Origin of the sequence: uncultured Lamprocystis sp., from assembly GCF_903933125.1 — a bacterium.
Lineage (GTDB): Bacteria > Pseudomonadota > Gammaproteobacteria > Chromatiales > Chromatiaceae > Thiodictyon.
In genome coordinates, this window is the sequence record NZ_CAIZIZ010000502.1 from 1 (window position 1) to 20,417 (window position 20,417).

The 20,417-nt window shown below is 62.4% G+C and carries 20 protein-coding genes; 9 read left to right on the plus strand and 11 right to left on the minus strand.

Features of this window, described 5'->3' with window-relative positions; all coding sequences use genetic code 11:
- Positions 1–67: 67 nt before the first annotated feature.
- Positions 68–2,800, minus strand: coding sequence for an SIR2 family protein (locus QZY03_RS27385; protein WP_295586777.1), 2,733 nt, complete (start codon positions 2,798–2,800; stop codon positions 68–70).
- 473 nt (positions 2,801–3,273) lie between these two features.
- On the opposite strand from QZY03_RS27385, the gene QZY03_RS27390 reads away from it, so the two are divergent.
- The 3 genes from QZY03_RS27390 to QZY03_RS27400 all read left to right on the plus strand — a co-directional run bounded on the left by QZY03_RS27390 (position 3,274) and on the right by QZY03_RS27400 (position 6,399).
- On the plus strand, positions 3,274–4,401 hold the full coding sequence (locus tag QZY03_RS27390) for an aminotransferase class V-fold PLP-dependent enzyme (protein ID WP_295586780.1): 1,128 nt from the start codon (positions 3,274–3,276) through the stop codon (positions 4,399–4,401).
- A 118-nt stretch (positions 4,402–4,519) separates the two neighbouring features.
- Positions 4,520–5,971, plus strand: a complete 1,452-nt coding sequence (locus QZY03_RS27395) for a citrate transporter (protein WP_295586783.1) — start codon at positions 4,520–4,522, stop codon at positions 5,969–5,971.
- A gap of 5 nt (positions 5,972–5,976) precedes the next feature.
- On the plus strand, positions 5,977–6,399 hold the full coding sequence (locus tag QZY03_RS27400; protein WP_295586785.1) for a universal stress protein: 423 nt from the start codon (positions 5,977–5,979) through the stop codon (positions 6,397–6,399).
- A gap of 98 nt (positions 6,400–6,497) precedes the next feature.
- Here QZY03_RS27400 and QZY03_RS27405 read toward each other — a convergent pair whose 3' ends face one another.
- Positions 6,498–6,698 carry a DUF2892 domain-containing protein gene (locus QZY03_RS27405; protein WP_295586788.1) on the minus strand — a complete coding sequence of 67 codons (201 nt, stop codon included), beginning with the start codon at positions 6,696–6,698 and terminating at the stop codon, positions 6,498–6,500.
- 98 nt (positions 6,699–6,796) lie between these two features.
- Here QZY03_RS27405 and QZY03_RS27410 point away from each other — a divergent pair, with 98 nt between their 5' ends.
- Both QZY03_RS27410 and QZY03_RS27415 read left to right on the plus strand, forming a co-directional pair.
- Positions 6,797–8,371, plus strand: coding sequence for a bifunctional aminoglycoside phosphotransferase/ATP-binding protein (locus QZY03_RS27410; protein WP_295586791.1), 1,575 nt, complete (start codon positions 6,797–6,799; stop codon positions 8,369–8,371).
- The gene (locus tag QZY03_RS27415) at positions 8,368–8,682 is read left to right on the plus strand and encodes a DUF3301 domain-containing protein (protein WP_295586793.1); all 315 of its coding nucleotides are present in this window, start codon (positions 8,368–8,370) and stop codon (positions 8,680–8,682) included. Before QZY03_RS27410 ends, QZY03_RS27415 begins: the two co-directional genes overlap by 4 nt.
- 46 nt (positions 8,683–8,728) lie before the next feature.
- Here QZY03_RS27415 and QZY03_RS27420 read toward each other — a convergent pair whose 3' ends face one another.
- The 6 genes from QZY03_RS27420 to QZY03_RS27445 form a co-directional block, all read right to left on the minus strand.
- On the minus strand, positions 8,729–9,220 hold the full coding sequence (locus QZY03_RS27420; RefSeq protein ID WP_295586795.1) for a ClpXP protease specificity-enhancing factor: 492 nt from the start codon (positions 9,218–9,220) through the stop codon (positions 8,729–8,731).
- A 41-nt stretch (positions 9,221–9,261) separates the two neighbouring features.
- The gene (locus QZY03_RS27425) at positions 9,262–9,864 is read right to left on the minus strand and encodes a glutathione S-transferase N-terminal domain-containing protein (RefSeq protein ID WP_295586798.1); all 603 of its coding nucleotides are present in this window, start codon (positions 9,862–9,864) and stop codon (positions 9,262–9,264) included.
- Positions 9,865–10,152: 288 nt separating this feature from the next.
- Positions 10,153–10,878: a cytochrome c1 gene (locus tag QZY03_RS27430; protein ID WP_295586801.1), complete on the minus strand. Its 726-nt coding sequence runs from the start codon at positions 10,876–10,878 to the stop codon at positions 10,153–10,155.
- Positions 10,875–12,131, minus strand: coding sequence for a cytochrome b N-terminal domain-containing protein (locus QZY03_RS27435; RefSeq protein ID WP_295586804.1), 1,257 nt, complete (start codon positions 12,129–12,131; stop codon positions 10,875–10,877). The genes QZY03_RS27430 and QZY03_RS27435 overlap by 4 nt, the downstream gene beginning before the upstream one ends.
- Positions 12,132–12,725, minus strand: a complete 594-nt coding sequence (gene petA, locus QZY03_RS27440; RefSeq protein ID WP_295586807.1) for a ubiquinol-cytochrome c reductase iron-sulfur subunit — start codon at positions 12,723–12,725, stop codon at positions 12,132–12,134.
- Positions 12,726–12,915: 190 nt separating this feature from the next.
- A complete protein-coding gene (locus tag QZY03_RS27445; RefSeq protein ID WP_295586810.1) occupies positions 12,916–13,668 on the minus strand; it encodes a Nif3-like dinuclear metal center hexameric protein in 753 nt (250 codons plus the stop codon).
- Between the two features lie 47 nt (positions 13,669–13,715).
- Here QZY03_RS27445 and QZY03_RS27450 point away from each other — a divergent pair, with 47 nt between their 5' ends.
- The 4 genes from QZY03_RS27450 to QZY03_RS27465 all read left to right on the plus strand — a co-directional run bounded on the left by QZY03_RS27450 (position 13,716) and on the right by QZY03_RS27465 (position 18,306).
- Positions 13,716–14,843, plus strand: a complete 1,128-nt coding sequence (locus QZY03_RS27450) for a trypsin-like peptidase domain-containing protein (protein ID WP_295586813.1) — start codon at positions 13,716–13,718, stop codon at positions 14,841–14,843.
- Positions 14,844–15,186: 343 nt separating this feature from the next.
- Positions 15,187–15,765, plus strand: coding sequence for a DUF302 domain-containing protein (locus tag QZY03_RS27455; RefSeq protein WP_295586815.1), 579 nt, complete (start codon positions 15,187–15,189; stop codon positions 15,763–15,765).
- A 54-nt stretch (positions 15,766–15,819) separates the two neighbouring features.
- A complete protein-coding gene (locus tag QZY03_RS27460) occupies positions 15,820–16,467 on the plus strand; it encodes a L,D-transpeptidase (RefSeq protein ID WP_295586818.1) in 648 nt (215 codons plus the stop codon).
- A gap of 141 nt (positions 16,468–16,608) precedes the next feature.
- Entirely contained in the window at positions 16,609–18,306 is a 1,698-nt protein-coding gene (locus tag QZY03_RS27465; RefSeq protein ID WP_295586821.1) for a radical SAM protein, read from the plus strand.
- A gap of 168 nt (positions 18,307–18,474) precedes the next feature.
- Here the strand turns inward: QZY03_RS27465 and phbB are convergent, their stop codons facing one another.
- From phbB to phaR, 3 genes are all read right to left on the minus strand, one after another.
- Entirely contained in the window at positions 18,475–19,215 is a 741-nt protein-coding gene (gene phbB / locus QZY03_RS27470) for an acetoacetyl-CoA reductase (protein WP_295586852.1), read from the minus strand.
- A 167-nt stretch (positions 19,216–19,382) separates the two neighbouring features.
- The gene (locus QZY03_RS27475; protein ID WP_295586823.1) at positions 19,383–19,748 is read right to left on the minus strand and encodes a phasin family protein; all 366 of its coding nucleotides are present in this window, start codon (positions 19,746–19,748) and stop codon (positions 19,383–19,385) included.
- Between the two features lie 99 nt (positions 19,749–19,847).
- Positions 19,848–20,312 (minus strand): polyhydroxyalkanoate synthesis repressor PhaR, encoded by a 465-nt coding sequence (gene phaR / locus QZY03_RS27480; protein WP_295586824.1) that lies wholly within the window; start codon positions 20,310–20,312, stop codon positions 19,848–19,850.
- Positions 20,313–20,417: the final 105 nt, after the last annotated feature.

A 20,417-nucleotide genomic window follows, 5' to 3' on the forward strand; every position in this document is an offset into this window, starting at 1 on the left:
GGCGATTCGGACACGTTACTGTTGTCGGGCCACGAACTACTTGGCGATGATTCACCTGGCCTGTGCCCTAATCCTGTCCAGGAAACTTGCAGCCGCTTGAAGGCAGGAGTAAGCATATTCTGTGCCGGATGTCCTCTAAGTCAACGGGTCGAAAAGGACTGAGATAAGCATGCCGGAGGGACAGAAAAGAGAGGTCCGCAGATCGAAAACCCTCGTTCTTCGCTTCAGTCGTGAAGCCGAATTGCTGCAGCAAGGTCAGTGCATTTCCGGCAAGACAACCGCTCTCGGCGCCCGGACGATGCCGAGTCAGCAAGATAATCTCGCTCAACCGATCTTTGACTTTCTGAGGATAGATCATATAGGGCAGGAACCCCCAGCTCGACTTGATCCGCTCATCGCGACTTTCAAAGCAGCCGAACGTTATTGCAAGCTGGTCAATATCCAGGTTTCGTTCCAGGGCAACGCAGGGATTATTGTCTGCTTCCCGATAGGTGGACAGGACCTTGGGGTCGAGCACACCAAGATCCGAGGCGAATTTCAGTGCGACGAAGAACTCTGCGAGGCTTTTGTGCGCAAATTCGTAGTAGCCCGCGGCATTGCGGTGCAGCAGGGTCTGATTGCGCAGATCGTAGTCCCAATGATCCAGTTCCTGTTCGTCCGCGATCCGCTCCCCGAAGCAGCGGCGAATGCGCTTGGGGATCTCCTTGTAATGGATGCGCAGTTCACCGTCACGGATCATCTCCCAAGCGAGTTCGCAGAGGAAATAGAGCTTATCCGCCGTGGAGGTAAAGGTCCGCTGCGTGTCGATATTCCTGATCAGGAGGCGATTGGTCGCATTAAGATAGATGTCCGCCTCGTTATCCAGGGCGTCGAGCCCGGCTTCGTCGATAGCCGCCAGGAGCAGCTCAGTCAGGACCGGCTTGCGCGCCATCTCTTTGAGATTGTCGCGGACCAGCATCTTGTCCGCGGTCGCATTCCCCCGGTCTTCGCCCAGGCGCCCGACGATCATGCGGCGGATACGCTCATCGTCGAACGGGGTGAGATACAGAACCTCGAACCGCGGCGGCTCAAGGGCAATGGTCTTGCGTCCGTATTCCTGACCGGACAGGACTTTTTCGGACTCCTTAGCCCAGCGGAAATATTCGGTGCGGCTGGTGAGGATCACTTTGCTCTCGTTTTCTACCAACCGCGCCAGTTCCCAGAAGTTGTCGATAACTGTCTGGTAATCGGCCTTGCGCGCCATCTCATCGAAACCGTCGAGGATCAGGAGCAGCTTGCCGCGGCGGTTCATCTCCTTGAAGATGTCGAAGGCAGAGCCGACGAAGGGGAGCTTGTAGCGCTCCAGCAGCAGGTCATTGATGAGCTGTTCGGGATTCGTGGTCTTGACGAAATCCCGCAGTGTGACCAGGAGGGGCAGGCGCTCGCCCGCCGGATCGGCGAGATAGCGCTCAAGGCGGCGCCATGCATAATGTCGGCAGAACCAGGTCTTGCCGGTCCCGAATTCGCCCAGCAAGGACATATGGACCTTGCCGCGCTCGGTGAGCCAACTGTCCATGTAGGCATCCAGGTCGCCCATGTCTTCCGCCGGGCCCTCCGGACCGGTGCCGCCCGCCGCCTTCTTGTGGCAGGCCGGGTCCACATAGCGCTCGGGTATCTGAGGACCGAGCACCAACTCGTTCAGTGCCTCGATATAGGGACCCCAGACCTTGGCAATCAGGAAGTCCGCGAGCCGGTAGGCTTGGACGCCGTCCAACTCGGCGGCGCGCGCACTCGCCTGGGGTGAGACCCGCTGATCGCAGATGGCCCACCCTTGGTTGATCCGCCGGTCCAGGCGGGCATCCAGTGCCTCAATGTCCGCCGCGCTGATCTCTCCGCCGATACAGTGCACCCGTACGCGTTGGTCGATGCTCCCCTGGCTCATGGAGGCGATGAGAGAGCGGCGGTCCGCGCCTATCGCGGGTTCGGACTGCTCGGGTTCCTGCCCCACCTGGTAGCCGATGGCCGAGAGCCATTCGGTGACCTCTTGTACCAGGCGCTCGACCGGCGTGATGCGTGGCGCCGCGCGCACGGCCGCGCGCCGCGCCTGGCGAACCTCCGAGTCCAAGGAATCAAGAAACTGCGCAACCTCCGGGTGACCAGCGGTCGGCGAGTAGGTGAGGACGTGAATCTCGTGGTCCTTCTCCCATCGCTTGCACTTGAAGGCCGGTGCCCGGTCCTCCGGCATCAGGGCGTAATGGGTTCCGGCATGGCCGCGGAAGTATTCACGCAAGGCATCAAGTACCAGCATCAGGTCCGGGTCCGCGAGTCCGTACCCGAGAAACAGAACCGTGCGGGTGGCGAACAAGGTAGTCAGGTGAGTCCGGCAGGCGGGGTTGGCCAACATGATCCGGCGATAGTCAGTGGTGCCAAGGACCACGGTGTCTGTCCGGTTGATGTCACCATGGAGCTTCAGCAGGTATTCGCCGGACCGGGTGGCGGCGCCCAACTCCGGGACATCCTGATGGGTGAAGGTGTGCAGCGTGGCCCCTTCATGTTCCAGCGCATAGGCGCCTTCCAGAAGAGCGTCGTAGTTCGTCGTGACCTGTACGCCGAACGGTATCCGGTGGAGCAGGCGGTGGGTCTGGGTGGGCTTGGGCTGGGTGCCCTGAATGCGCTCCCGTAGGAAGCGGCGGAAATCGTTGTCTCGCAGGCGCTCCCGCAGTTCCTCAGCGACGTCCAGCAGATCGTCCTGTTGGATCGCGTTAAGCAGATCCGGCTGGTCTGACTGGATACCGTCCCGCTGCTCAAGGTGGGTCAGCATTTCCCTGAGCAATTGAGGCCAACCCGGAAGCCTGGCGCCCTGGGACAGTCCTGCACCGACAAAGACCGCCGCATTGCCGCCGGCGATGCGCTCCACGAGATCGGGTGGGATTTCAGAGATTACGGAATTGCCTCCTGGTGTCGTCCGTAGCATGAGCAATCACGCCGGGCGACCCTGCGCTTACGGAGCCGAGACTGTTAAATACGACGACTTTTCACTCATACGGTTGTCGTTACCGGAGAGGGTCTACAGCCACTCGCGAACGGGTTCGGTCCAAACTCCGTCCGGGAGAAGGCGATAGCGATGATCCGCTCGGCCTGGGTGATGCGGAGCCTACCATTCTTGGTCGACGGATAATCGGCCAGATCGCTCCACGACGCCCTTCCCCGCCGACAACCGCTACAATCCAACACATCGCGCAGGCGCTCAACCTGCCCCACATCCACCCGGCGCCACCGGGAAAAGAGGTGACCATGCCCGGCCTGCTCCCCAATGTAGATCCCGATGGCCTGCTTGAGTATTCGGTGGTGTTCACCGACCGCTCGCTCAATCACATGTCCCTGGCCTTTCAGGGCGTGATGCGCGACCTGTCGGCCACGCTCAAGAAGGTCTATCAGGCCCACGCCGTGGCGATCGTGCCCGGCGGCGGCACCTATGGCATGGAGGCGGTGGCACGCCAGTTCGCGACCGGCAAGAAGGCGCTGGTGATCCGTAACGGTTGGTTCAGCTACCGCTGGACACAGATCTTCGAGATGGGTTCAATCCCGGCCGAATCCGTGGTGCTCAAGGCGCGGCCGGTGGGCGAAGGACCGCAGGCACCGTTCGCGCCGGCGCCGATCGCGGAGGTGGTGGCCGCGATTGCCCGGCAGCGGCCGGATATCGTGTTCGCCCCGCATGTCGAGACCTCGGCCGGCATCATCCTGCCGGATGACTACCTGCGCGCCGTGGCCGACGCGGTGCATGCGGTCGGCGGCCTGTTCGTGCTCGACTGCGTCGCCTCGGGCGCAATCTGGGTGGACATGACCGCGAGCGGGGTCGACATCCTGATCAGCGCACCGCAAAAGGGTTGGACGAGTTCACCTTGCGTCGCGCTGGTGATGCTGAGCCCCTTGGCCCGCGCGCGCATCGATGCCACCACCAGTACCAGCTTCGCCGGTGATCTCAAGAAATGGCTGCAGATCATGGCCGCCTACGAGGCCGGCGGCCACGCCTACCACGCCACCCTGCCGACCGATGGATTGGCGCAACTGCGTGACGTGATGCAGGAGACTGAGGCCTACGGCTTTGAGCGGGTGCGGGCGGAACAGCAGGCGCTGGGCGCCCGCGTGCGGGCACTGCTGGAATCCCGCGGCTTCCGTAGCGTGGCCGCGGAAGGCTTCCAGGCACCGAGCGTGGTGGTGAGCTACACCAGCGACGATGGTCTCAGCAGCGGCGCCAAGTTTGCCGCGGTCGGCCTGCAAAGTGCTGCCGGCGTGCCGCTGCAGTGCGACGAGCCGGTTGATTTCCAAACCTTCCGCATCGGGCTCTTCGGGCTCGACAAATTGCACCATGTTGAGCGTACGGTGGCAAACCTGCAGCAGGCATTGGAGCAACTGCTCTGAGTCAGCATGGACGCAGGCCCCGCACCGGAAGGGTGCGACAGTCCTCAAGAAAAAGAGTTCCCGCGCCCCGCCGCGCGCTTTATGATTAGGCATCTTCAATTGACCGATCGGCGGCGCCGTGCACCGTTTCACGCAACTCGATGACACCCACTTATCCCACCGGCTCCGATCACCTGGCCTGGCATTGCAGGTCCTGCTGTTTCTGGGCTTGCTGATCGTCTCGGGACTCCTGCTCGCCACCGAGCCGGGTTATCAGCAGACCGACGTTCAACTCTGCGTCCCAGTGGAATTCATCCTCTTCGCACTGACCCTGCTCGGTGTGGCCCTGTTCCACAATTACACCCTTCAGGTCGCACTCGGCGGTCTCGCGACCATTACCGCCTTCAAGCTCGCGTTCACCGGCTTTACCGCGGGCCCCGGACTCCTGGGGCTGGCGACCCATCTGGGACATGAGTGGGTACTGTTGGCCAATCTGCTCGGCTTGTTGCTCGGCTTTGCGCTCCTGGCCCGCCACTTTGAAGACAGCCATGTCCCTGAGATCCTGCCGCGCTACCTGCCGGGCGGCTGGCTGGGCGGGTTCACGCTGCTCGTCATGATCTTCGTGCTGTCCAGCTTTCTGGACAATATCGCCGCGGCACTGATCGGCGGCACTATCGCCGCCGGCGTCTTCCGCTATAAGGTGCACATCGGCTATTTGGTCGCCATCGTCGCCGCCTCTAACGCGGGCGGCTCCGGCAGCGTGGTGGGTGACACGACCACGACCATGATGTGGATCTCCGGGGTCGGGCCGCTCGAGGTGCTGCACGCTTACGTGGCCGCGGGGACGGCCCTGGTCGTCTTCGGCATCCCCGCCGCCATCCAGCAGCATCGCTTCCAGCCGGTCATCAGGGATGTGCCGGTCGGGACCCGGGTCGACTGGACGCGGGTGGGTATTGTCGCGATCATCCTGGTGGCCGCGGTCATTGCCAACCTGTTTGTCAATCTATACTTTAAAAACTTGGCCGACAGCTTTCCCTTCCTGGGAGTGGCCGTCTGGATCGCCATCCTGCTCACCCGGGGGCTGCGCGAACCCGAATGGCGCTTGCTGCCCGACACTTTTAAGGGCACCCTGTTTCTACTGTCGCTGGTGCTCTGCGCCTCCATGATGCCGGTTGACCAACTGCCGCCCGCTTCCTGGTACTCGGCCCTGTCACTCGGCTTCGTCTCCGCGATCTTCGACAACATCCCGCTGACGGCCCTGGCGCTCAAACAGGGTGGATTCGATTGGGGTGTGCTTGCCTACGCGGTCGGTTTCGGTGGATCCATGATCTGGTTCGGGAGTTCCGCCGGAGTCGCGCTGTCTAATCTCTATCCTCAGGCCAAATCAGTCGGGGCCTGGGTCAAGAGTGGTTGGCACGTAGTCTTGGCCTACGTCGTCGGCTTCATGGTCCTGCTGCTGACCCTGGGCTGGCATCCGCATGATGCGGCCCCGACCCAGCCGGTAGGTGCCGTCAACTCCGGCCATTCGGCCTTATTCTGCCAAGTCACCCAAGCGATCGCTGGCCCGTGCCACTCGGGCCGGGAGTCATAAAAACGATGAAATTCCTTGTGCCGATCGACGGATCCGAGAGTTCCAGACGGGCAGTCGAACATGTGATTCGGCTTGCCCGGCGCGGCGACCCGCCCGAGATCCACCTGCTCAATGTGCGCGGTCAGGTCGATGCCTGGGAGGTGCGTCGCTTCCTCAGCGACGCCGAGATTGCGAAGATGCAGATCCACGAGGGCGAGGAGGAGATTCGGGCGAACTGCGCCCTGATCGAGAGCGCCGGCTTGGCTTATCAGGTCAAGGTGATGGCGGGTCCGGTCGCTGAAACCATCGCCCGCTATGCGGACGAACAGGGCTGCGACATCATCATCATGGGCACCCATGGACGGGGCGGCTTGTCGAAGCTGCTGATGGGCTCAGTGGCCGGCGAGGTGGTCGAGAAGGCGAATGTCCCGGTGACCCTGGTCAAGTAGGTTCACCGGCCGGATCGCGGGATGCGATCCGGCGGATCGGTAACGGGAACACAGGCGGACGAGGCCCTGGCCTCGCCGGTGCTGTACCCGTGCCCAGGTCAGAAGGCCGCACCAGGCTGCATGCCCAGTTTTTTCAAGATCAAGGCCATCGGACAGAAGCCGGTAAAGGCTGACTGGAGCAAGTTGGCACCGACGAAGCCGGTAAACCACAGCCAATTGATGTTGACATACACCGCCAAGAGGACAGACAGCAGGATAAAGGCGCCGGCGACGGCGAAAACGATACGGTCGATCGACATGGAAGACTCCACTTGCATTTGAAACAACGATCGTCGGATATTAAGCGCCGCAGTTACTCACTTCAAGCCTGCCGTCGGCCGGCAAGGGGACGGACACGATGGACGCCGACACCTATCCCCGCCTGATCGCCGGACTGCTGCAACCGCAGGCCTACCCGCGACGCGCGGGCGCGACCGTCGCGCCGGTCGACCATATCGAGACCCATATTTCTCACGTCTTCCTGAGCGGGGATCACGCCTACAAGCTCAAGAAGGTGATCGACCTGGGATTTCTGGATTATTCGACGCTGGAGCGGCGGCACTTCTGTTGCGAGGAAGAAGTCCGACTCAATCGTCGACTCTCCCCGGACCTCTACCGCGGGGTGGTGGCAATCACCGGGAGCCCGGAGCAGCCGCGGATGGGCGGCGACGGTCCCGTGGTGGAATACGCCGTAGACATGGGCCGCTTCGCACAGGACACCTTGCTCACCCGGGTGACCCTGACCCCGGACTTGATCGATCGCATCGCCACGCGGGTGGCGGTTTTCCACGCGCAGATCCCGCGTGCCGATCCGCTGGGCCCATTCGGCACACCGTCAGCGGTACTTGCCCCGATGCTGGAGAGCCTGCAGCAGGTCCGCGCCAGGGTCCGTGACGCCGGTGTTGCCGACCGGCTGGACCGGCTCAGAACCTGGGTGATGGAGCGCTGGCAGATCCTCACCCCGGCGATTGGGCACCGCCTCAAGACGGGGCGGGTCCGGGAGTGCCACGGCGACCTGCACCGCGCCAACATCGCCCTGGCCCATGGCGAACCGCTGTTTTTCGACGGCATCGAGTTCAATCCCGGTCTGCGCTGGATCGATACCGCGAGCGAACTCGCTTTCCTGATCATGGATCTCGAAGAAGCGGGAACTCCGGGGCTGGCTGGCCGACTGCTCAACCAGTACCTGGAACACACCGGTGACTTCGGCGCACTCGAGGTCTTGGATCTGTACAAGGTTTACCGGGCCATGGTCCGCGCCAAAGTGCTGGCCATTCGGCTCGATCAGGCCGACCTGACGGCCGCGCAGATCGCGACGGAACGCTGCGATTGTGCCCGCTATCTGGCCTTGGCAGAGTCTTACACGCATACCCGACGCCCACGACTCCTGATCGCCTGCGGACTGTCCGGGTCCGGCAAGAGCACGCTCGCCCGCGGCTTGTGTGAGTCCCTGCCGATGATTCACTTACGCTCGGACGTGGAGCGCAAACGCCTCTTCGGTTTGCCTGGCGAGGCGCGGTCGGACGCTGGCCACGGTGCCGGAATCTATTTTTCCCAAGCGACCGCCTGGACCTACCGGCAGCTTCACAGCCTGGCCGATGGCATCCTCGCGTGCAATTATGATGTGGTGGTGGACGCCACCTTTCTGACACAAGCGCGCCGCACGCTATTCCATGATCTGGCGCTTCGGCAGGGGGCTGGTTTTGCGGTCATTGCCCTGATGGCGCCACTCGGGCTGCTGCGCTCGCGGGTCGCGCAGCGGCTCGCCGCGGGCGACGATGCGTCGGAGGCCAGCCTCGCCGTCTTGGAACACCAACGCGCCGTTTGGGAGCGACTGAGCCTGGCCGAGCGCCGCAACACCATCCTCATCAACAGCACCGATCTGCCGCCACTGCCGAACATTGTGCGACAGATCGCCGAACTGGCCCAATGACCAATCTGCTCGCCGTCTCCCTATTATTATTGCTGGGCTGGTTTTGGCTCGATAGCCTGCGCGCCCGCGAGATCGCCCTTGGTATCTGTCGGGCCGCGTGCGAGCGGCGTGATCTGCAGCTGCTTGATCAGGCCGTGGCCTTGCGGCGTCTGGGCCTGAGTTGGGGCGTCAACGGGGTGCGTCTGCGCCGGGTCTATCGCTTCGATTTCAGCGAGGAAGGGCTGGGGCGGCGCGTCGGGTATCTGATCATGCGCGGCATCGACCTGGAGGAACTGAGCTTCGGATTACCGGATCAGACTCAGGACCTGTAGCCAGGCCCGATCTCCGGGCCGGTGGCGGATGCCTGTCGGCACGGGATTACTTGACGACTTTCAGCGTCGGACCGCCCTTACCCTTGCCCGGTCCCTTGCGCGGTGGACTTCCAGTACCCGTCGAACGGGCAGGAATACCTGGGCGCCGCTTGGGCAGCGTGGCGGCCGGGGTGTCTTCAGCCGCCGGCGCGGCGGTCTGCGCGTCGTGCTCGGAGGGGGGGAAAATCATCCCTTGGTGGTTCTCCCGGCAGAAAATGCCAACCACCGCTTCGCTCGGGATTTGGATATCCCGTGCACTCCCGCCGAACCGCGCGTTGAACTGAATCCAATCGTTACCCATAACCAACGCCTGCACGGCAGTCGGGGCGATGTTGAGAACGATCTGCCCCTCTTCGACGAAATCCGTGGGCACCTGGGTGCCTGGGTAGCGGGCGTCCACCAACAAGTGAGGGGTCATCTGGTTGTCCAGAATCCACTCGTAGATGGCACGTACCAGGTAGGGTTTAGTGGAAGTCATGGACCCGTCTTCAGGTTTCATCCGGGGCTCCTGTGGCGGCTGGACCACGTCGGTTGTGCGGTTTACAGGTCGGTGACCAGTTCCCGTTCGGCCTCGGTCAGGCTGGAGCGAAAAGCCTCCCAGGCGAAGATCCGCGTCATGTAGTTCCGCACCGCCTTCGCCTGATCCGGCAGTTCGATCCGCAAGGCGGGAAGTCGCCACAAGACGGGGGCAACACAGCAGTCGACCAGGGAAAATTCGTCGCTCATAAAGAACGGATGAGCAGCAAAGACCGGCGCCATGGCGATCAGACTGTCGCGCAACTCCTTACGCGCCTTACTCTGCTCCGCCTCAACACCCTTGAAAATCCGCCCCATCATGTCGTACCAATCCCGATCGACACGGTACATGAACAGTCTGGCATTGGCGCGGGAGACGGGGTCGACCGGCAGCAATGGCGGGTGCGGGAAGCGCTCGTCCAGGTACTCCATAATGATGCGCGACTCAAAGAGGCGCAAATCGCGGTCGACCAGGGTCGGCACGGTTCCGTAGGGATTGAAGTCCAGCACCTCGACGGGAAGACTCTGGGCATCCACATCCACGACGTCCACCGCAATCCCTTTCTCGGCAAGGACCATCCTGACGCGATGGCAGTAGGGACACAGGGGATCAGAAAATAACGTCATCACTGCTCGTCTGCTTACGGCCACTGCGTTCGTTCCCTCATTCAGCGCCGAGGCTGAGCCCGGCAGCGACCGAAGAACTCCAATTGCGGGCCCTTCCGGACCGCGCAGCGTGTTAGCGACGCGGGACTGACCCAGACCGAGGCCTGAGGGTCAGTGCTCACCCTCTTACGGAAAGGGTGGGTGCGCGCATCTGCCGGAGTATACCGTGTCGGCGAGAGCACCGATGGCGCTTTTTACGAAGATTGGGAACGGCCCCCGCGAATCGGGGGCCGTGGGCGAGGCGGGACCTCAGTGCACGTCTTTCCAGAATTCCTTCTTCATGCTGTAGGCAACGATGAAGAGGAGTCCCAGGAACAGCAGGACGAAGACGCCGAGGCGTTGCCGCTCCAGTTGCACCGGCTCACCCGCGTAGGTGAGGAAGGCGGTGATGTCGCGGACCATGGTGTCGTACTGCGTTGCGCTCAGCCTGCCGCCAACGGCGGGCCCGACGCCTTCCGCCACCGGGGTACCCGCCTGGTGCGCGGCCATGACCGGCTGCGCCAGTCCTTGGAGGTCGACCAGGACATGCGGCATCGCCGCGTTCGGGAACATGAGATTGTTGACACCGAAGGGCCGGGTCGGGTCCGCGTAGAAACTCTTCAAGTAGGTGTAGACCCAGTCCGGGCTACGCCAGCGGGTTACCAGCGTCAGATCGGGCGATGGAACCCCGAACCACGTCTCAAGATCCTCGGGGCGCACGGCAGTGGTCATGGTGTCGCCGGGCTTGGCATCACCCACCAGGAAGGTCTTGCGCAAGGTGATGTCATCGATCCCCAGATCCGCGGCCATGCGGTTGTAACGCATGTACTTAAGCGAGTGGCACCCCATGCAATAGTTCATGAAGTATCTGGCGCCGTTCTGCAACGAGGCCTGGTCGCGCAGGTCGATGTTTGCCGACAACGTTTGCGGGCCGGTGAAGGCGAACCCGAGCGTTGGCAGCAGCGATAAAGCGAAGGCGGCTATCAGCTTTTTCATTCGGTTACCCTCTCCGGAACCGGCTTGACCTTGTCCAACTTGCTGTAGATTGGCATCAGCAGGAAGAACGCGAAATACAGTGCGGTGAAGATCTGCGCGAGCAGGGTCGACAGCGGACTCACGGGCTGCAGGCCCAGATAAGCGAGCACGATGAAGGACACGGCGAACACGGCCAAGGCGACCTTGGTCACGATCCCCTTGTAGCGCACCGATTTCACCGGACTGCGATCCAGCCAGGGCAGGGCGAACATGATCAGGATGGCCGCGAACATGACGACTACGCCAGGGAACTGCGAGTCCCACATCGGCGGTACGGCACGCAACATGGCGTAGAAGGGCGTGAAGTACCAGACCGGGGCGATATGCAGCGGGGTCACCATCGGATTGGCCGGCTGGAAGTTCGGCGCTTCCATGAAGAGGCCGCCGCCGGTCGGGGCGAAGAACACCACCGCGAAGAACAGCGCCAGGAAGACGACGGTACCGACGACGTCCTTGACCGTGTAATAGGGGTGGAAGGGGATGCCGTCAGCGGGCGCGTTGGGGCTCCAGCGATTGCCCTTGGGGCCATCCTTGATCTCGATGCCGTCCGGATTGTTCGAGCCGACCGCGTGCAGCGCGACGATGTGGACGAACACCAAGCCTGCCAGGATGAACGGAACCACGAAGTGGAAGGCGTAGAAGCGGTTCAAGGTGACGTCCGAGATGACGTAGTCACCGCGCACCCAGGTGGACAGCGTTTCACCAATTCCAGGAACGGCCGCGAACAGGTTCACGATGACCTGCGCGCCCCAGTAGGACATCTGGCCCCAGGGCAACAAGTAGCCGAAGAAGGCCGTAGCCATCATCGCCAGATAAATCACCACGCCGATGATCCAGAGCAGTTCCCGCGGCTTGCGGTAAGAACCGTACATCAGGGCGCGGAACATGTGCAGGTAGATGATGATGAAGAAAGCCGAAGCGCCGGTCGAATGCACATACCGGATCAGCCAGCCCCACTCCACGTCGCGCATGATGTACTCGACAGAGGCATAGGCCTCGGCCGCCGAGGGCTTGTAACTCATCGCCAGCCACAGGCCGGTCAGAATCTGGATCACCAGAACCAGGATGGCCAGCGACCCGAAGAAATACCAGAAGTTGAAGTTCTTCGGCGCGTAATACTGGGCCAGATGCTCGTTCCAGACCTTGGTGGCTGGAAACCGCTTGTCGACCCAGCCCATAAAGCCGGTGGTCGTTGTCTGCTCTTCTGCGCTCATTTAGGCGGCTCCTTGATCCTGACCCACCAGGACGGTGGTGTCGTTGAGATACATATGGATCGGGATCACCAGATTGGTCGGTGCGGGCACACCCTTGAAAACCCGTCCGGCCAGGTCGAAACGGGAGCCGTGGCAGGGGCAGAAGAACCCGCCTTTCCAACCCGCGCCCAGATCGTTGGGCGCCATTTCAGGGCGGAACGTCGGCGAGCAGCCCAGGTGGGTGCAGATGCCGATCGCGACCCAGATCTCGGGTTTGAGCGAACGCATGGGGTTCTTGCAGTACTCGGGCTGCTGCGGGACGATCGAAGCCGGATCGACCAACTGCGAATCCAGCGTCGGCAATGCCGCGAGCATCTCGGGGGTCCGCTTGACGATCCAGATCGGCTTACCACGCCATTTGACAACCAGGAGCGCACCCGGCTCCAACTTGCTGATGTCCGCTTCCACCGGTGCGCCGGCGGCACGGGCCTTGGCGCTCGGATTCATGGACGCGACGAACGGCACGGCCGCGAAACCGGCGCCGACGGCACCGACCGCGCTGGTCGCGGCGACGAGCATCCGTCGCCTACTGTGATTTACGCCTACTGCGCTCATATGCGACTAACCCTCGGGTGACACCAGCGCCGCCGACTCCCCTTAAGCCGACTCCACGCACGTGTGAGATGGAAGATAAGAATTTGCAAATTCATTGCGAGACCGACCGCGCATTCTCCGTGATCCGCGCGCACGCGGTCAAGGAGTTGGCGATGTCCTCACCTGGCGCCGGCGTCAGTCAGGTGACAAATCACGCCGGGTTATCGATCTCCAGGTACCGATGAGACAAAATAAAACGCTCGGCCAAATGCTCTCCCAGCGCCTGGACCCCATAGCGCTCGGTGGCGTGATGGCCGGCCGCAAGAAAACTGACTCCAAGCTCGCGAGCGGCATGCGTGGTCTGCTCGGAAATCTCACCGCTCAAAAAGGCATCGATCCCGAGTGCTGCTGCGGCCTCGAGATAGCCCTGACCACCGCCGGTGCACCAGGCGATCCGCCGCACCGGCCGGTCGTCGGCGGCAACCAGGGTCCCGGTTCGCCCCAAGCGTTCACTGACGGCCCGGGCCCAAACCTCGGGCGGCAACGCGTCCATGAGTCGGCCACGCCACACCACCCCGTGACCGATGGCGGTGGGTTGCGCGTCCAGGATACCAAGCCGAACCGCCAGAGTTGCGTTATTCCCCAGAGTCAGGTGAGTATCGAGCGGAAGATGGTAGGCGATGAGGCTCATGCCGCTGTCCATCAGTGCGCGCACCCGGCGCCCTTTCGCACCGGTCAGACACGGGCTCTCCCCCCGCCAGAACCAACCATGGTGGACCAGCAAGGCATCGGCATCCGGATCGCAGGCCGCGGCAATCAGCGCTGCACAGGCCGTCACCCCGGTCACCAGGCGGCGAATCGGCCGCACGCCCTCGACCTGGAGTCCGTTGGGTGCGTAGTCGGTAACAGCCGCAACATCCAGTAAGGCGTCACAGTAGGCTGTCAGATCCTGGGGTTCGATCATGTTCGCTCCGGTCACCGAGCGTGACGCAATCGTGGTAGCTTAATAGCATGCGCAGTTTCGGTCCAATCCCACTCCTGGTCACCGCTGTTGCCGCCGGATCGGCCGGGGCCCTGCTGACCCTGTCGCTGGCGGCGCCGGCGCCGATACGACCCGACACCTGCGCCCACCCACAACAGGCGCACCTCCCGTCCTACGCGACCTCATTCGCCGACGCCGTGGCCCGCGCGACACCGGCGGTCGTCAGTATTTATGCCGCACAGTCTCCGCTCGCGTCGCCGGCCGACTCAGGGCCGGACCCACGGCCATCCCATCCACCCGCCCCTCCGCCGCCCACACACACGGCACGCGCGACCGGTTTGGGTGCGGGCGTCATCCTCACTGCCGACGGCTTGATCCTGACGAATCGTCATGTCGTACACAGCGCAACGGGCATCCGCGTGGTCATGGCTGGCGGGAGAGTCTTGACGGCGCGCGTGCTCGGCCAGGATCCCGACACGGATCTGGCCGTACTCAAAGTCGACGCCACTGACCTGCCGACGGTCCTCCTCGGCGACCCCCGCGTCTTGCGGGCGGGCGATGTCGCGCTGGCCATCGGCAACCCTTACGGCGTCGGCCAATCGGTCACCCAGGGGATCGTCAGCGCTGTCGGCCGCTCCGAACTCGGCCTCACACCCATCGAGGACTATATTCAGACCGACGCCGCCATCAATCCCGGCAACTCCGGGGGGGCATTAATCAACGAACACGGCGAACTGATCGGCATCAACACGGCAATCTACTCGGAAACCGGCACCGGCATCGGCTTCGCCATCCCCTCCGACCTGGCCGTCGCGGTCGCCTTCACCATTGCGGAGCGGGGTCAGGTTCCGCGCGGCTGGATCGGCCTGCGCGGACGCCGCGTCACCCCGGAATTGGCCGAAATCTTCGGTCTGCGTACCGCCGCGGGTGTTCTGGTGTCATCCACGCTGCCCGACAGCCCGGCAGCACAGGCGGGGCTGCGACCGGGCGACGTGGTCACCCGCGTCGACGAGCACCCCGTGCAGACCCCGCGTGACCTGCTGGACGTGATCGCGGGTGTCGGACCTGATCAAACCGTCGCGCTGGAGGTTTGGCGCGGCAGCGAACGACTCAGGACCCAGACCGTGACGGAGCAGCGGCCAGTGCCTGCCGAGTAAGTAAGGATGCGCTGGTAATCGACCCGCACCGGGTGGCAAGATCACCCTTGTCCACGACCGGGGCGGGCTCGTTGCCGATCCCGCCCTGAGTCCGGAGCGGGTCTGTCGCGCCGTCGCATCGTTGTCGTTGTCGTTGTCGTTGTCGAGTTTATGATACCCGCGAGGATTCTCTCGCACCGCCTTGTTTCGCGGTCCTTGCGTTGCAGGTAGCGCTCGGCAGCGGACTGCTCATGCCAAAGTTGAATCGCTTCTCCGATTACGACAACGACAACGACAACGACAACGAGTGTTTCTAACTTGTTCTCGACTCGTTAACAAATCGCCTTAAACACAAGACACAAACATGAAATTCATCAGAAACCTACTGGCTATCATCGGCCTCGCCGCCGTGCTCGCGGTCGGTGCCGCCGCGCTGGGTTACGGTCAACGCCTGGCCTCCTTCGACCCTGGGTTCGCCAAGACCTATGGAGACTTTGCCCAGCGACTGTTGGCGACCGGGGACCCGGGCGTGGCGATGATGTGGGCGATTCCGGTCAAAGAGGGGCTGAGTCCCGATGACGTGATCGAGGCCATGAAAAGCATCGCCTCCGCCCGCAACTTTTTGTTCGTTGGCGAGTCACCATTTTATAAGCAGATCGAGGCGATTACCGGCGAGAAGTACCGCTACGTCAACTTCCTGTCGTTCTGCGACGCCCAGGTCGGCAAGCAGATGCTGGAGTACCGGGATCAATACAGCGGCTTCATGCCCTGCCGCATCGCCCTGGTCGAGGACAAGGAGGGTCGGCTGTGGCTTTACAGCATGAACCTTGACCTGATGATCTACGGCGGCACCCAATTACCCGCCGACCTCAAGGCGTCGGCCTTGCGGGTACGCGACACCCTCCGCGCCATCATGGACGGAGCGGCGGCCGGCGAATTCTGATGTCGGCATAGCGCGCGGCGCGTGCCGCGCGGACGGACACGGGAGAACTATTGGATGCACAACCAAAAACGCTTTATCCCGCCACTGATCCTGTTGGCGGGCACACTGATCAGCGCCGGCTGCGCCCATCAACCCACGGACACGGTCGAACGGACTGCGCCCGAGCGGAACAACGCAGAACCCCAAACCGCGGATGGCACTGCCGCGACCACAGATAACAGCGCAGAAAACCGGGGTGAAACGGGCAAGCCCGCGGTAAAACCGGAAAAGGATCTGCGTTATCGGTTACCCCCGGGCCAACAGCGGGCGCTCACCATCTATCTGGCTTCGCAATCATTCGACTATGTCGAAGATGACCTGATCGTCGCCAGCGGGCGGGTCTCCACGGGGACCCCGCAGCACCCGACGCCCACGGGGGACTTTCGCGTCCTCAGCAAGGACATCAACAAACGTTCCGGGAAATACACGAATTCCTTCGACGAGAACACACCGATGCCTTACTCGCTGCAGTTCACCGGGCCCTATTTCGTCCACGAGGGCTGGGTGCCTGGGCGTCCCGACTCCCATGGCTGCGTGCGCCTGCATTACGAGGACGCGAAACTCCTGTTCAGCCGGATGAGGGTCGGCGATCGTATCCTGGTGAAAGGAACGGGAGCCGCGCGTCCCGCAAACCCCTGGCCGGATGTGTTTCCGGTGTTTTAGCGGGACGTCTCAGCCAATGGTGCAATCGTCAGCCCCGCGGACGGGACGGAGCTCCTCTGATAGCCTGGTCGGCTTATTGTCAGCGACCGAACGCCACCACCGTGGGCCGTTGCGGTTACGCCTCGCCCGGGATTCCTCACTATGCGCAGCGCCAAGCCCATCACGACCACCCGCTTCTTGGTAGAACTGATCAAGCCGTCGCACTACGACGACGACGGCTATGTCATCCAGTGGGTCAAGGCGTGGATTCCGTCGAACTCGCTGGCGACCCTCTGCGGTCTCACGCGCCACGCCAACGCCATCCAGGTCCTGGGACCCGACGTGGAGATCGCCACGGCGGTCTATGACGAGACCAACACGGTAGTGCCGGTGGCGCGGATCATCCGCCGCATCCGGCGCAACGGCGGGCGCGGTCTGGTCTGTCTGGTGGGGGTACAGTCCAACCAGTTCCCCCGTGCATTGGATCTCGCGCGGCGCTTCCGACAGGGCGGAGTCCAGGTGGTGATCGGCGGTTTTCATGTCAGCGGTTGCCTGGCCATGCTCCCGGACCTGCCCCCGGAGCTGAAGGAGGCGCAGGCGCTTGGCATCTCGCTCTTCGCGGGCGAGGCGGAGGAGCACTTCGCGGACCTGCTGCGCGCGGCCTCTGCACTGCGGCTGGAACCACTCTACAACTTCATGAGCGAACTGCCTGAACTGCAAGGTCAGGCCCTGCCCTATCTGCCGCCGGAGGTGGCGCGCCGCTATTCGCCCATGCCCGGGATCTTCGATGCCGGGCGCGGCTGCCCCTTCCTGTGCAGCTTCTGCACCATCATCAATGTCCAGGGGCGCAAATCCCGCTTCCGTGACCCGGAAGACATCGAGCGGCTGCTGCGCACCAACCTGGCCGCGGGCATCCGGCACTATTTCATCACCGACGACAACTTTGCGCGCAACCGCAACTGGGAGGCGATCTTCGACCGGATCGCCGCGGTCCGCCGGGAACTCGGGGTCAAGCTCAACTTCACCATCCAGGTGGACACGATGTGTTACACATTGCCCGGCTTCGTGACGAAGGCACGGGCGGCCGGCGTCTCCCGGGTCTTCCTCGGGCTGGAGAACGTCAATCCGGCCAACTTGAAGTCCGCCAACAAGAAACAGAACAAGATCGCCAATTACCGCACCATGCTGCTGGCGTGGCAGCAGCAACGGATAACGACCTATTGCGGCTACATCCTGGGCTTTCCCGACGACACGCCGGCGGGCATCCTGGCCGACATTGAGACCATCAAGCGAGAGCTTCCGCTCGATATCCTGGAGTTTTTCTGCCTGACCCCCCTGCCCGGCTCAGTGGACCACCAAACGATACACAACCACCACGGACCGCTGGACTCAGACCTGAACATCTATGACCTGGAGCATGTCTGCACCAGCCACCCGCGGATGACCAAAGCGCAATGGCAGGGGATTTATCGCGCGGCCTGGGACAGCTATTACTCCCTGGAGCACCTGGAGACGCTGATGCGCCGCGCCGCGGCTTTCGACCGCAACCCAAAGCGGATCATGGAGATCGCACTGGAGTTTTACGGTTGCTTGAAATTCGAGCGGGTCCACCCGCTCCAGGGCGGGTTTCTGCGCCGCAAGATCCGCACCGAACGCCGGCCGGAGCTCCCCATCGAGCGCCCCTGGGTCTTCTACCCAAGCCGCGTCCGGGAGGTCTGGACCACCTACACTGGACTGCTCGCCTATGCCTGGCAGGTGTGGCGGCTATACAAGCGGGTGAAAAGGGACACCGAACGCCCCGGCTATCGCTATTTCGATCAGGCCATGGAAAGCGTCACCGAGCCTTCGGAAGGCGCTTAATTGGCCGCGGCGCACCCAGCCGCCGGTGCTGTTCTTCTTGACAAAAAAAAGCCCGGCGGGGTGCCGGGCTGGAACGTCTCATTTTGAGAGAGACGAGGAGGACTCGGTTGAGTTCCTGGGGCGGCGTTCGTGTTGTTATCTGCCGCTCCCCTCAGTTCGTGAAACCAATCAGTGCATGAACAGGCCGCCGTTCACCTGGATATTGGAACCAGTGACATAACCGTTCGCGTCGGAGACCAGGAAGGCTACCGCGGAGGCGATCTCGGCCGGCTGGGCCATGCGACGCATCGGGATGCCGCTGATGATCGAGTTACGGACCTTCTCATCCATCGCCAGCGTCATCGGAGTATCAACATAACCGGGAGACAGGGTGTTGACCGTGATGCCCTTCGCAGCACCCTCTTGCGCCAACGCCATCGTAAACCCGTGCATGCCGGCCTTGGCCGCCGAATAGTTGGTCTGACCGAACTGTCCGCGCTGACCATTGACCGACGAAATGTTGACGATGCGGCCATAACCACGATCCAACATCCCTTCCCAAACCTGACGGGTCACGTTGAAGACGCTGTTCAGGTTGACGCCGATGACGGCATTCCATTGGGCCGGTGCCATCTTCTTGAAGGTTCCGTCCTTGGTGATGCCGGCGCAGTTCACCAGGATGTCGATCGGGCCGTGCTTGGCGGTGATCTCGGCGACCATGCGCGCACAATCATCGAACGACGACACGTCACCGACGGCGATGTCGACGTTCAGACCAGCGGCGATGCGCTCGGCCTTCCAGGCCTCGGCCTGAGCGGTCTCCTGCGGGATATGGTTGGCAATCACGGTCGCGCCGTCAGTCGCCAGACGCGTGCAGATCTCGGAACCGATGCCGCCAATGCCGCCGGTGACCAGTGCAATTCGTGCCATTCTCTCTCTCCTCCAGGTTCTTGGTTTTTGAAGTTCTTCAAGCCGCCCTTGGATCGGACGACGAGTTGGGGTTACCTTTTCCCCATTTTCAACGCCTGGTCCGATCACGGACCAGGCGTTGAAAATGGCAGTCCCTCCGTGGACTGCACGGATGTTATCACCAGAACTCAGGCGATGACGACACCCTTACGCAGATCCGCGCTGACGACGGCCATGTTTTTCTCGAACCAGGCGCGATAGTCGTCACGGGCCTGATCGGCCAGATCCATGTTGGCCTTGGACTCGCTCACCACGCGCTCGCTCAGTTCCGTGGCGACCGCCACTTGGCCCTTCACGAACGCGCCGAAGTCCGCGGACTCGGAGGCCAGCTTCATCAGCCGGTTGCCGTGCTCGACGGACAGATTGAGCGCATCGATCTGACGCGCGGCCAGCCGCTCGAAGTAGCGCAGGTTGATCTCGCCCAGACTGGTCATCTGCGCCACGCCCTTGTTGGTGATCTCGTTAACGGTTTTCAGTGTTTCTGCAGAGGTCATTATCGGTCTCCGGCAATTTGTTGCAATGCAGCATTTGTTGCAGTGCACAATAGTCGCAAGATCCGCACCTGTCAAGGAAGAGTTTCGCAATATTTTGAATTAAACTTTTTTCTTACGCTCTTGGCCCAGCGGGAAACCGGCCGCACGCATGAACTCGTCCTGGAGGTTCGACCAGAGATCCATATTGCGCTTCGTGACGCGGGTCACCGCATCGAAAGGGCTGTCGCCCCACGCCTCGGTCAACTGCTTCTGCTGCTTGGCGAACAGGTCCAGTGAACTTTCCAGATAACGGGCAAACAATCCCTGCACGGTACCGCCGTAAAAACGGATGATCTGCGACAGCATGTTGGCGCTGAACAGCGGTTCGCCGCCGCTTTCCTCCTCCAACATGATCTGGAGCAGGATGGCACGGGTGATATCGCTGTCGTTGGCTGCATCCACCACCCGGAACTCGGCGGAGTCCATGACCAGGGCACGCACGTCCGCCAGGGTAATGTAGTGACTGAGCTCCGTATCGTACAGACGCCGGTTAGGGTACTTCTTGATAATGCGCTCGCGACTCATTGCATTTGCCTGAGTGGATGATTGCGAGCCCAAGTGTACCGCAGTGCGGCAACGGGGCATCCTAACTCGGACCACTGGGTCAGTCCCAACGCGCTTGCGCGTTTA